10 protein-coding genes are annotated in these 12,608 nt (G+C 64.0%); 4 read left to right on the top strand and 6 right to left on the bottom strand.

Annotated features, from left to right (window positions below; all coding sequences use genetic code 11):
• Positions 1 to 2 precede the first annotated feature (2 nt).
• Entirely contained in the window at positions 3 to 1,349 is a 1,347-nt protein-coding gene (gene hmgA, locus ABIB73_RS32755; RefSeq protein WP_354230922.1) for a homogentisate 1,2-dioxygenase, read from the top strand.
• Between the two features lie 140 nt (positions 1,350 to 1,489).
• Positions 1,490 to 2,761 carry a fumarylacetoacetase gene (gene fahA / locus ABIB73_RS32750; protein ID WP_354230920.1) on the top strand — a complete coding sequence of 424 codons (1,272 nt, stop codon included), beginning with the start codon at positions 1,490 to 1,492 and terminating at the stop codon, positions 2,759 to 2,761.
• Positions 2,762 to 2,849: 88 nt separating this feature from the next.
• Here fahA and ABIB73_RS32745 read toward each other — a convergent pair whose 3' ends face one another.
• Together ABIB73_RS32745 and ABIB73_RS32740 are read right to left on the bottom strand one after the other, a co-directional pair.
• Entirely contained in the window at positions 2,850 to 3,161 is a 312-nt protein-coding gene (locus tag ABIB73_RS32745) for a DUF1272 domain-containing protein (RefSeq protein ID WP_354230918.1), read from the bottom strand.
• A 67-nt stretch (positions 3,162 to 3,228) separates the two neighbouring features.
• Entirely contained in the window at positions 3,229 to 3,714 is a 486-nt protein-coding gene (locus ABIB73_RS32740; RefSeq protein WP_354230916.1) for an Lrp/AsnC family transcriptional regulator, read from the bottom strand.
• 121 nt (positions 3,715 to 3,835) lie between these two features.
• On the opposite strand from ABIB73_RS32740, the gene hppD reads away from it, so the two are divergent.
• A complete protein-coding gene (hppD, locus tag ABIB73_RS32735) occupies positions 3,836 to 4,951 on the top strand; it encodes a 4-hydroxyphenylpyruvate dioxygenase (RefSeq protein ID WP_354230914.1) in 1,116 nt (371 codons plus the stop codon).
• A gap of 188 nt (positions 4,952 to 5,139) precedes the next feature.
• On the opposite strand, the gene ABIB73_RS32730 is transcribed toward hppD, so the two are convergent.
• The 4 genes from ABIB73_RS32730 to ABIB73_RS32715 form a co-directional block, all read right to left on the bottom strand.
• Entirely contained in the window at positions 5,140 to 6,258 is a 1,119-nt protein-coding gene (locus ABIB73_RS32730; protein ID WP_354230912.1) for a CaiB/BaiF CoA transferase family protein, read from the bottom strand.
• Between the two features lie 207 nt (positions 6,259 to 6,465).
• On the bottom strand, positions 6,466 to 7,266 hold the full coding sequence (locus ABIB73_RS32725; RefSeq protein ID WP_354230910.1) for an FAD binding domain-containing protein: 801 nt from the start codon (positions 7,264 to 7,266) through the stop codon (positions 6,466 to 6,468).
• A gap of 14 nt (positions 7,267 to 7,280) precedes the next feature.
• Entirely contained in the window at positions 7,281 to 9,623 is a 2,343-nt protein-coding gene (locus tag ABIB73_RS32720; RefSeq protein ID WP_354230908.1) for a xanthine dehydrogenase family protein molybdopterin-binding subunit, read from the bottom strand.
• Between the two features lie 87 nt (positions 9,624 to 9,710).
• On the bottom strand, positions 9,711 to 10,196 hold the full coding sequence (locus ABIB73_RS32715) for a (2Fe-2S)-binding protein (RefSeq protein WP_354230906.1): 486 nt from the start codon (positions 10,194 to 10,196) through the stop codon (positions 9,711 to 9,713).
• A gap of 239 nt (positions 10,197 to 10,435) precedes the next feature.
• Here ABIB73_RS32715 and ABIB73_RS32710 point away from each other — a divergent pair, with 239 nt between their 5' ends.
• Positions 10,436 to 12,475, top strand: coding sequence for a methyl-accepting chemotaxis protein (locus ABIB73_RS32710; RefSeq protein WP_354230904.1), 2,040 nt, complete (start codon positions 10,436 to 10,438; stop codon positions 12,473 to 12,475).
• Positions 12,476 to 12,608: the final 133 nt, after the last annotated feature.

Here is a 12,608-nt window from a genome sequence, read left to right as displayed (position 1 = left end):
TCATGAACATCAACACCTCGCCCGATCAGATCATCCGCAGCTCGGCGCAGGTCACGCCGGGCTACATGTCCGGCTTCGGCAACAGCTTTGAGACCGAAGCGCTGCCGGGTGCGCTGCCGATCGGGCGCAACTCGCCGCAGCGCTGCGCCTACGGGCTCTATGCCGAGCAACTCTCGGGCTCGCCCTTCACCGCGCCGCGCGGCACCAATGAGCGCTCCTGGCTCTATCGCATTCGCCCGTCGGTGAAGCATTCCGGACGCTTCGAGAAGGCCGATGTAGGCCTGTGGCGCTCGGCGCCGTGCCACGAGAATGATTTGCCGATCGCGCAATTGCGCTGGGACCCGGCGCCGATCCCGAAGGAGGACACGACTTTTCTCCAGGGCGTGCACACCATGACGACGGCCGGTGATGTGAACACGCAGGCCGGCATGGCCGCGCATGTCTATCTCATCACCAAGTCGATGGTGGACCAGCATTTCTACAATGCCGACGGCGAGATGATGTTCGTGCTTCAGCAGGGCAATCTGCGCCTCGTCACCGAGTTCGGCCGCATCGACGCCGAGCCCGGCGAGATCGTGGTAATCCCGCGTGGTGTCAAATTCCGCGTCGAGATTCCGAACGGTCCGGCGCGTGGCTATCTCTGTGAAAACTATGGCGGCGCCTTCACGCTGCCGGAGCGCGGCCCGATCGGCGCCAATTGCCTGGCCAATGCGCGCGACTTCCTGACGCCGGTTGCCTGCTACGAGGACAAGGACACGCCGACCGAGCTGTTCGTGAAATGGGGCGGCGCGCTGTTCAAGACCACGCTGCCGCACTCGCCCATCGACGTCGTCGCCTGGCACGGCAATTACGCACCTTACAAATACGATTTGCGCACCTTCTCGCCGGTCGGCGCGATCGGCTTTGACCATCCCGATCCGTCGATCTTCACGGTGCTGACCTCGCCGTCGGAGACGGCGGGCACTGCGAATATCGACTTCGTCATCTTCCCGGAGCGCTGGATGGTCGCCGACAACACGTTCCGTCCGCCCTGGTATCACATGAACATCATGAGCGAGTTCATGGGCCTGATCTACGGCGTCTATGATGCCAAGCCGCAAGGCTTCGTGCCGGGTGGCATCTCGCTGCACAATTGCATGCTGCCGCATGGCCCGGACCGCGATGCCTTCGAGCACGCCAGCAACGGCGAATTGAAGCCGGTGAAGCTGACGGGCACCATGGCCTTCATGTTTGAGACCCGCTACCCGCAGCGCGTCACTGCGCATGCCGCGAACGCGTCCACGCTCCAGGATGATTATGCGGATTGCTGGAAAGGCCTCGAGAAGCGGTTCGATCCGAATAAGCCGTAGTTACGTTGTCATTCCGGGATGCGCCGAAGGCGCAGGCCCGGAATCCATAACCACGATCGTGAGTATGGATTCCGGGCTCGCGCTCCGCGCGCCCCGGAATGACGGCGGAGAAATGTCAAAAAACATTCCGCAGGAAACAAATGCCCCACCCCAACGACCCCAGCCTCCGCTCCTTCATCGACGTCGATCCCGCCTCCGACTTCCCGATCCAGAACCTGCCTTATGGCGTGTTCTCGACCGCGGCCAATCCGACGCTGCGCGTCGGCGTCGCGATCGGGAGTTACGTGCTCGATCTCTGGGAGCTCGAACAGGACTCTCGCCTCGATGTCGGCCCGCTCGGCGTGTTCTCGTCGCCGTCGCTCAATCCCTTCATGGCGCTGGGGCCGAAGGTCTGGGTGAAGACGCGGGCGCGGATCAGCGAGCTCTTGCGCCACGATCATCCCGAGTTGCGCGACAATGAAGAGCTGCGGAAGCAGGCGTTGGTGCTGATGCGCGAGGCGCGGCTGCATCTGCCGTTCGCGGTCTCCGGCTATACCGATTTCTATTCGTCGAAAGAGCACGCCACCAATGTCGGCGTGATGTTCCGCGGCAAGGACAATGCGCTGCAGCCGAACTGGCTGCATATGCCAATCGCTTATAATGGCCGTGCGTCCACCGTCGTGGTGTCAGGTACCAAGGTGAAGCGTCCGCGCGGGCAGTTGAAGCCGCCGAGTGTCGAGGTGCCGAACTTTGCGCCATGTAAGCGGCTCGACTTCGAGCTGGAGATCGGCGTCGTGGTCGGCCAATCTTCCCCGATGGGCGGCATGCTGACGGAGCAACAGGCCGAGGAGATGATCTTCGGCTTCGTGCTGCTCAACGACTGGAGCGCGCGAGATATCCAGCAATGGGAGTATGTGCCGCTTGGCCCGTTCCTGGCAAAAGCGTTCGCGACCTCGATCAGCCCGTGGGTGGTGACGCGTGAAGCGCTGGAGCCGTTCCGGCTGAAGGGGCCGGAGCAGGAGCCGGCGCCGCTGGACTATCTGAAGCAAAGCCGACCGCAGAACTACGATCTCGAGCTCGACGTCTCCCTGCACGCCGCCGGCGCCAATGCACCCGGCAGCATCAGCCGCACCAATTTCAAATACATGTACTGGTCGTCGGTGCAGCAGCTCATGCACCATGCCTCCAGCGGCTGTGCGATGAATGTCGGCGATCTCTTGGGCAGCGGCACCATCTCCGGTCCGGAGAAGAACCAGCGCGGCAGCCTGCTGGAGATCAGCTGGAACGGCACCGAGCCAGTCGAACTGCCCGGCGGCGCCAAGCGTACCTTCCTCGAAGACGGCGATAGTCTCGCGATGCGCGGATGGTGCCAGGGCGACGGCTATCGCGTCGGGTTCGGCGAGGTCGAAGGGACGATTCTGGCGGCGGAGTAAGGCGCGGCACACTCAGACTTCGTAGGATGGGCAAAGGCGCAAAGCGGCGTGCCCACCATTCTTCTCCGCGATTGCGGTCGTCTACAGATCATCGCTTCTCCGGCGGCACGTCGCGTATCCCTGCACAATGCGCGGCGACATCCTCCAGGCTGTACTTCAAATGCACCCGTTTGTCGGACGGCGCTTGCTTCGCCGTGCACAGGCCCGGTCGCCATTCCTGCGTTGGCCTGATCGGACGCGGCGCGAATCCGCCGCCGCAGTTCGGACAGACGTTGGAGAGTTTCGTCTCGACGCAGTCCGCGCAGAACGTGCATTCATAGGAGCAGATCCGCGCATCCGTTGCATTTGGCGGCAGGTCGCGGTCGCAATATTCGCAGTTGGGTCGAAGCTGGAGGGCCATGGCTGAATCTCCCGGATTGACGGGGATCATTGCAGATCGCGCGCGCGGCGCGAATGCCGCATTTCCCTCAATTTCCGCCAGGCTTGAGCTCCTTCAGCGGCAGCCGCGTGCTCTCCTTCAGCCTGTCAAGCACGATCGAGGAGCGCACATGCGCCACGCTCTGGTGCGGCATCAGCACGTCATTGACGAGGTTGGAGAGCCCCTTCAGGTCGCGCAGTACGGCCTTCAGCACGTAGTCGGCGTCGCCCGTGAGCGAATAGGCCTCCTGGATCTCGTCGATGCGATTCACGAGCGTGCGGAAGCGCTTGGAATTGTCTGGCGAGTGAGTGGCGAGCGTCACCTGGATGAAGGCGATTACGCCGAAGCCGAGCGCCTCGCTGGAAAGATCGGCGTGATAGCCGGCGATCACCTTCTCCTCCTCCAGCCGCATCCGCCGCCGCGAGCATTGCGAGGCCGACAGCCCCGCGAGCTCGGCGAGCTCCTGGTTGGTGAGGCGGCCGTCGTCCTGGAGCGCGCCCAATATCTTGAGGTCGAAGGCATCAACCGAAATCATGCGCCATTTGTCCATTTTATGCACAAACCGTGCGCAGGATAGCGAAACCACGTCCCATTTGCACGCTCCTTGCGCTCCCGATGAAGGATAGTTCAGGGCAGCAGCAATTTGGGAGAGCACCATGGGTCCGTTTCCGCACGATGCACCGCCGGCCACCATCACCGCCGACAATCCGATGGGCACCGACGGGTTCGAGTTCGTCGAATATGCGCATCCCAATCCGGAAGAGCTGCACACGCTGTTCAAGCTGATGGGCTATGCGCCCGTCGCGCGCCACAAGACCAAGACAATCACCGTCTACCGCCAGGGCGACATCAACTATCTCGTCAACGAGGAACCCGGTACCCATGGCTTCGATTTCGTCGCCGCGCACGGCCCCTGCGCGCCGTCGATGGCGTTCCGCGTGGTCGATGCAAACGCGGCCTATGAGCGGGCGATCGCGCTCGGTGCCGCGCCGGCCGATGTGTCATCCGTGCAGAAGACGCTGGATGTACCCGCGATCAAGGGCATCGGCGGCAGCCTGCTCTATTTCGTCGACCGCTACGGCGCCAAGGGCTCGGCCTATCATGCCGAGTTCGAATGGCTCGGCGCGCGAGATTCGCGGCCCGATGGTGCCGGCCTGTTCTATCTCGACCACCTCACCCACAACGTCCATCGCGGTCGTATGGATGTCTGGACCGGATTCTACGAAAAGCTGTTCAATTTCCGCCAGATCCGCTTCTTCGACATCGAGGGCCGTGCATCGGGCCTGTTCTCGCGCGCGCTGACCAGCCCGGACGGCAAGATCAGGATTCCGATCAACGAGGACGCCGGCGATTCCGGCCAGATCGAGGAATATCTGAAGATCTATCGCGGCGAAGGCATCCAGCACATCGCCTGCGGCTGTTGCGACATCCACCAGACCATCGAAGGCCTGCGCGAAGCCGGCCTGCCGTTCATGCCCGCGCCGCCGGAGACCTATTTCGAGCGGATCGACGCGCGCCTGCCCAAGCACGGCGAGGACATCGCGCGGCTCAAGACCAACGGCATCCTGATCGACGGCGAAGGCGTGGTCGACGGCGGCCAGACCAAGGTGCTTCTTCAGATATTCTCGGCCAACGCGATCGGCCCGATCTTCTTCGAGTTCATCCAGCGCAAAGGCGACGACGGCTTTGGCGAGGGCAATTTCAAGGCCCTGTTCGAGTCGATCGAGGAGGATCAAATCCGGCGTGGGGTGCTGAAGGTGGATGCGGCGTAAATAATCTCCGTCGTCCAAACTGCAGCGTCAAATACAACTGTCGTCCCGGCGAAGGCCGGGACCCATACCCCTAGGGAGTGGTGGTCGCACGACAGCGGTAACTCCGAGTCCCCGTAGCCACGATGTCCTGTGGTCATGGGTCCCGGCCTTCGCCGGGACGACAACGGAGTTTGGCGCGGTAGCGGAGATTATCGCTTCCACGCGCTCGTCACCGCCCCGATCTCCGCTCCCTCCGGCTCACGCACCGCGGATGGCGTGCGCGAGAACCGCGGCGCCGGTGCGGGTTGTTTCACGCCATGGCGTTCGAGGAAGACGTTGCGCGCGACCATGTGCGGATGCTCGGTCGCTTCCGACATGGTCAGCACCGGCGCGAAGCAGATGTCGGTGCCTTCCATGATCTTGCACCAGTCCTCGCGCGTCTTGCTCTTGAACACCGCTTGCAGCTTCGCTTTCAGCGCGGGCCAGGCCTTGCGGTCCATCTGCGCGTCGAAATCGGCGTCGGTCAGGCCGGCGTGCTCGCGCAGCAGCGCGTAGAACTGCGGCTCGATCGAGCCGATCGAGACGAAATGGCCGCAGGCGCATTCATAGACGCCGTAGAAATGCGCACCGCCGTCGAGAAAATTCTGCACGCGGCCTTCGGTCCAGCGGCCGATCGTGGTCATGTCGAAGAAGAACGACATCAGCGAGGCCGCGCCGTCGCACATCGCGGTGTCGACGACCTGGCCCTTGCCGGATTTTTGCGCCTCTAGCAGGGCGGCGAGCACGCCGACGACCAGATAGAGGGCACCGCCGCCGAAATCGCCGACCAGATTGAGCGGCGGGACCGGCGCTTCCCTGGTGCCGATCGCGGCGAGCGCGCCGGTGATGGAGATGTAGTTGATGTCGTGGCCGGCGGCGTTCGCGAGCGGGCCTTCCTGGCCCCAGCCGGTCATGCGGCCGTAGACGAGTTTTGGGTTGCGCGCGAGCACCACGTCGGGGCCGAGACCGAGCCGCTCCATCACGCCGGGGCGGAAGCCTTCGACCAGGGCATCCGCATTCGCAAGCAGGTCGAGCACCTCCGCGATCGCCGCCTTGTCCTTGAGGTCGAGCTCGATCACCTTGCGGCCGCGGCCGGCCACCGACTTCATGCTCTTCTTGGCGCCGACGCGGTCGAGCGTGACGACGTCGGCACCCATGTCGGCCAGCATCATGCAGGCGAACGGGCCGGGTCCGATGCCGGCGAATTCCACGATTCGAAACCCTGCGAGCGGGCCGGAGGTGCGGACGGAGGAGCCTTCTGATTTTTCTTGGGCTGGTTTATCGAGCACGTTGTTATTTCCTCGGGTCGCGGGCGGATTACCGATGGTCCGGCGATCGCCTCAGACATTCCTCTACGGGGCGAGTTAATTGACCGATTAACTTTTCTCGCCTTCATGCCAAGGAGGCAAGCGCTTTTCACGCATGGGCGCATAATAAAAGCGGCGCGCATTGCTGCGCGCCGCGAAAGATTTGTGTTGAGGCGCTAAGCGCGATCGTCAGCTTGCGGCGGCCGCCGCGCGCTGCGCCATAACCTTGATCAAGTTCGCGCGGTACTCCGCTGTGCCGTGGATATCGGCAAGCAGATTGCTCGCCGAAATGCTGACGCTGTCGATCGCTGCCGGCGACCAGTTCGCCTTCAGCGCGGCTTCGATCGCGGGCACCCGCATCACGCCGCTCTGCGAGGCGCCCGTGGCGGCAACGCGGATCTCGCCCGACTTCGTCTGCGCCACGAACACGCCGGTCAGCGCAAAGCGCGAGGCGGGATGCGGGAATTTTGCGTAGCCCGCTTTCGCCGGAACCGGGAACGAGACGGCGGTGACGATCTCGCCGTCCTCGAGTGCTGTGGTGAACAGGCCCTGGAAGAAATCCTCCGCCGAGATCGAGCGCTTGTTGGTCTTCACGGTGGCACCGAGCGCGAGCAGTGCGGCTGGATAATCCGCGGCCGGATCGTTGTTCGCGATCGAGCCGCCGATGGTGCCGCGATAGCGTACGGCGGGATCGCCGATCAGCGACGCCAGATAGGCAAGCGCGGGGATCGCCTTCTTCGCGGCATCGCTGGTCGCCACGTCGTAGTGCGGCGTGGCGGCCTTGATGGTCAGCGTATCGCCGGACGCTTCGACGCCGATCAGCTCCTTGATCTTGCCGAGATCGATCACATCCGAGGGGCTGGCGAGCCGCTGCTTCATCACAGGCAGCAGCGTCTGGCCACCGGCCAGGAATTTTGCCTCGGTGCCTTTGGCGAACAGGCTGGCGGCCTCGTCGACTGAGGAGGCACGATGATAAATGGTCTGGTACATCTTCGTTTCTCCTCTCAGGCCGCGTGGATCGTGCGCCACACCCGATCCGGGGTTGCGGGCATTTCCAGATTGTTCTTGCCGATCGCATCCGTGATCGCGTTGATCACGGCCGCGGAGGCGCCGATCGCGCCGGCCTCACCGCAACCCTTGATGCCGAGCGGATTGCCCGGGCACAGCGTCGTGGTGTGGGAGAGGTTGAACGACGGCAGATCGTCGGCGCGCGGCATGGAGTAGTCCATGAACGAAGCCGTGACCGGCTGGCCGTTGGCATCGTAGATGGCGTGCTCGAGCAGTGCCTGCCCAATGCCCTGGGCGAGGCCGCCATGGACCTGGCCCTCGACGATCATCGGGTTGATCAGGCGGCCGAAATCGTCGGCCGCGACGAAGTTGACGAAGGAGGTCTTGCCGGTGCCGGGATCGACCTCGAGCTCGCAGATATAGGCCCCGGCCGGGAAGGTGAAGTTGGTCGGGTCGTAGAAGGCGCTCTCCTTCAGGCCGGGCTCCATCCCGTCAGGCAGGTTGTGCGCGGTGTAGGCCGCGAGCGCGACCATCGGGAAGGCGATCGCCTTGTCGGTGCCGGCCACCTTGAACTCGCCGTTCTCGATGACGATGTCGCCTTCCGACGCTTCGAGTGCATGCGCAGCGATCTTCTTGGCCTTGGACTCCATCTTCTCCATCGCCTTCAGGATCGCGGTGAGGCCGACGGCCGCGGAACGCGAGCCATAGGTGCCCATGCCGAACTGCACCTTGTCGGTGTCGCCGTGGACGATCGAGACCTGGCTGATGGGAACGCCGAGGCGCTCCGCGACGAGCTGGCAGAACGTGGTCTCGTGGCCCTGGCCGTGGCTGTGCGAGCCCGTCAGGATCTCGATGGTGCCGACCGGGTTGACGCGGACCTCGGCGGATTCCCAAAGGCCGACGCCGGCGCCCAGGCTGCCGACGGCCTTCGACGGCGCGATGCCGCAGGCTTCGATGTAGCAGGACACGCCGATGCCGCGCAGCTTGCCGTCGGCCTTCGCCTTGGCCTTGCGCCCGGCGAAGCCGGCGTAGTCGATCGCCTTCATCGCGGCGTCGAGCGAGGCATTAAAGTCGCCGGTGTCATAAGCCATGATCACGGGCGTCTGGTGCGGGAATTCTGTGATGAAGTTGGTCCTGCGCAGCGCTGCCGGATCGACCTTGAGCTGCCGCGCCGCCGTCTCCATCAGCCGTTCGATCAGGTAGCTCGCCTCGGGGCGGCCCGCGCCGCGATAGGCGTCGACCGGCGTGGTGTTGGTGTAGACGCCGATCACCTCGGCATGGATCGCCGGGATGTTGTACTGGCCTGACAGCAGCGTCGCGTAGAGATAGGTCGGCACCGACGACGAGAACAGCGACATGTAGGCGCCGAAATTGGCGTAGGTCTTCACCTTCAACCCGGTGATCTTGTTGCTGGCGTCGAACGCCATCTCGGCATGGGTGACATGGTCGCGGCCATGTGCGTCGGTGAGGAAGGCCTCGGTGCGGTCGCCGGTCCATTTCACCGGGCGGCCGACCTTCTTCGAGGCCCACAGCGCCACCATCTCCTCGGGATAGATGAAGATCTTGGAGCCGAAGCCGCCGCCCACGTCGGGCGCGATTACGCGCAGCTTGTGCTCGGGGGCTATGTTGTAGAACGCCGACAGCACGAGGCGGGCGACGTGCGGATTCTGCGACGTCGTATAGAGCGTGAAATGCTCTTCCGCTTCGTCGTAATCGGCAATCGCCGCGCGCGGCTCCATCGCGTTCGGGGCGAGGCGGTTGTTGGTGACGTCGAGCTTCACGACATTGGCGGCCTTCGAGAAGGCAGCATCCGTCGCGCCCTCGTCGCCGATCACCCAGTCATAGACCTGATTGCCTGCCGCTTCGGGATGAAGCTGCGGCGCGCCGGCCTTGATCGCGGCGTGAACGTCGGCGACCGCCGGCAGCTCTTCATAATCAACGACCACGGCTTCCGCCGCGTCGCGCGCCAGATTCTTGCTGTCGGCGATCACGACAGCGACGGCCTGGCCGACGAAGCGCACCGTCTCCGGCGCCATCGCCGGCCATGCGCCCATCTTCATCGGGCTGCCGTCCTTGGAGGTGATGGCCCAGCCGCAGATGAGGTTGCCGACCTTGTCGTCGACGATCTGCTGCCCCGTGAGCACAGCGACCACGCCCGGCATCTTCAGTGCGGCGGAGGAGTCGATCCCCTTCACCTTGGCGTGCGCGTGCGGGCTTCTGATGAAATGGGCATGGGTCATGCCCTGCAATTTGATGTCGTCGACGTAGCGGCCCTTGCCGGTAATGAAACGCTTGTCTTCCTTGCGCACCACACGCGCGCCGATGCCTTCAACACCCATTGTCTGGTCCTCCCGACCGGAAATTTTTGTTCTGCGCTTTCCATCGAAAGCCGCAGTGGTGGTCTTTGTCGTTCGAGGCGTGCCGCTTTACTCGGCCGCCTGCGAAACCTTCATGCGTCCGGCTGCATCCAGCACGGCTTTGACGATGTTGTGGTAGCCGGTGCAGCGGCAGATATTGCCTTCGAGCTCGTGGCGGACGGTGGGCTCGTCGAGCTGGCCACCATGGCGGTGCACAATGTCGATCGCCGACATGATCATGCCCGGCGTGCAATAGCCGCACTGGAGGCCGTGATTGTCGCGGAAGGCGGCCTGCATCGGGTGCAGTTCGTCGCCCTTGGCGATGCCTTCGATGGTGGTGACGTTGGCGCCGTCGGCCTGGGCCGCCAGCATGGTGCAGGACTTCACCGCCTTGCCGTCCATGTGCACGACGCAGGCGCCGCACTGGCTGGTGTCGCAGCCGACATGGGTTCCGGTGAGGTTGAGGTTGTCGCGCAAGAGATGGACCAGCAGCGTGCGGTCCTCGACGTCGACAGCAACGGCCCTGCCGTTCACCGTCAGTTTGACTGTAGACACGGAACATACCTCCCGGGATTGATTTTGATTGTTTCTAATTAGAGACCGCGGTCCCCGGACTTGGCAACTAGGATTTTGGTCGCCCAGGTCCTGTCCAGTCGGCCTTTGGCCGATAAAGCCTGGGATTGCGCGGGCGTGACGAATTTACCGCCCTTTATTCATTCTGCCCTAGTTTTGCGCATCCGGGTCTGGGGGCGGGGCGCCTCCGGATCGCGGCTGAATAGAAAATGGGGGTTGGAATGTCCGGGCGTACCTTGTCGCCGTCTAAGCGCACCATATTTCCGACCCTCAGGTTCCGAGCCAAGATCATCCTCGGCTTCGCCGCAGTGCTGGTGATCTCCGCCGGCAGCATGGCCTTTGCCTATTTCGGCTTCGAGCGGGTCTCGTCCGGCGTCGGGTCCTACCGCTCTAGCGTTTCGGAGGCCGACCTCGCCCGCAATATCGACCGTGAGCTGCTCGCCTACCGCTCGGCCGTGAAATATTTCGTCGTTACCGGCAAGGAAGACGACGCCAAGGCGGCACAGGATTCCGAGGCCAGCCTGAAGAACGCCATCGACCAGGCCGTCAAGGGCGCCAAGACGCCGGCACGGCAGGAGGGCCTCAACAAGCTCGCCAAGGAGTTTTCGAACTTCGCTGCGACCTTTGCAAAGGTCCTCCAGGCCAAGCGCGACAGCGCGCTGCTCGTGCAGAACCAGCTCACGCGGAACGCCAACCTCCTGAAGTACAAGCTCGACGACATCGGCAACAATGCTTCGGATTCGGAGGCCCAGGCGATCGAGTTCGGCACCAAGCAGGTCTATGCCCAGTTCCAGACCGCAAGCGCAGCGGCGACAAATTTCGTGCTGACATCCGACCAGACGATTGCCACCAGCGCGCTGGCGCGGCTGAAATTCGTCGAGAACTCGCTCGGTGCGGTCTACTCGATGGATGACAAGATCGTCGCCGGGCTGAAGGACGCCAAGGCGCTGCTCGGGGCCTATCGTGAGGCATTGGAGAAGCTGATCGCCAACGCCAAGATGGTCGACGATCTCGTCACCGAGATGAGCGGTTCGGCGGGCGCGATCCTCCAGGGCGCCACCGCCATGAAGGCGGACCTTGTCTCCGAGCAGCAGCGGCTGGATTTGGAATCCGAAGCCACCATCGGGAAGACCGAACAGCTCATTCTGATGCTCGCCATCGGCGGCACACTGCTCGGCGCGGTCCTTGCCTTCCTGCTTGGCACCGGCATCTCGCGGCCGATGATCGCGATGTGCAAAGCGATGCGCGAGCTAGCCTCGGGTAATTTCGACGTCGTGCTGCCGGGCCTCGGCCGCAAGGACGAGGTCGGCGAGATGGCCGGCGCGGTCGAGGAGTTCAAGGTTCAGGCTGTGGCCAAGGCCGCGCGCGATGCTGCCGCGAGCGAAGCCCAGAACAAGGAGCAGGCCGCAAGCCGCCGCGGCGAGCTGATCCGTTTTGCTGACGACTTTGAGACTGCCGTGGGCGCCATCGTGTCCAACGTGTCGGCGTCCGCCGTGCAGCTCGAATCGGCCGCGTCCACGTTGACCCGTACCGCCGAGACCACGCAGAGCCTGTCGAGCCAGGTCGCCGGCGTGTCCGAGCAGGCCTCGAGCAACATGCAGTCGGTCGCCACCGCGACAGAAGAGCTATCAGCTTCCGTCGAGGAGATCGGCCGCCAGGTCCGCGACTCCAGCCGTATCGCGGAAGCCGCGGTGGTGCAGGCCAAGGAGACCGACGGCCGGATCGGCAAGCTGTCGCATGCCGCCCAGCAGATCGGCGAGGTCGTCAAGCTGATCACGGCGATTGCCGAGCAGACCAATCTGTTGGCGCTGAATGCCACCATCGAGGCGGCGCGCGCCGGCGAAGCCGGCCGCGGTTTTGCGGTGGTCGCGAGCGAAGTGAAGTCGCTGGCGAGCCAGACCGCCAAGGCGACGGATGAGATCTCGTCGCACATTACGGGCATGCAGGGCGCGACCGCCGAGTCCGTCGCTGCAATCAAGGAGATCGGGGCGACCATCGGCCAGATCTCGTCGATCTCGACGTCGATCGCCAGCGCGGTGGAGCAGCAGGGCGCCGCGACGCAGGAGATCGCGCGCAGCGTTCAGACCGTCGCCCAGGGCACCCAGACCGCCGCCACCGACATCGGCCAGGTCAACCGCGGCGCCGCCGAGACCGGCTCGGCTTCGGAAGAGGTGCTGAATTCGGCCAAGACCCTCTCGTCCGAAAGCACCCGGCTGCGCGCCGAGCTCGACCGCTTCATGGCGAATATCAGGGCGGCGTAAGTTCGCTGCGCGTTAGATGCTCAGCCGTTGCCCCATATTCCGGTGTCGTCCCGGCGAAGGCCGGCGAAGGCCGGGACGACGATGGAGAGAGGCCGCGCCCCAATCCCCCGCGTCACCTAACCGCAAGTTGCGA

Origin of the sequence: Bradyrhizobium sp. F1.4.3, assembly GCF_040548375.1 — a bacterium.
GTDB lineage: Bacteria > Pseudomonadota > Alphaproteobacteria > Rhizobiales > Xanthobacteraceae > Bradyrhizobium.
Note: the sequence above shows the minus strand (reverse complement) of the source record. Positions and strands in the feature narration are given on the sequence as shown.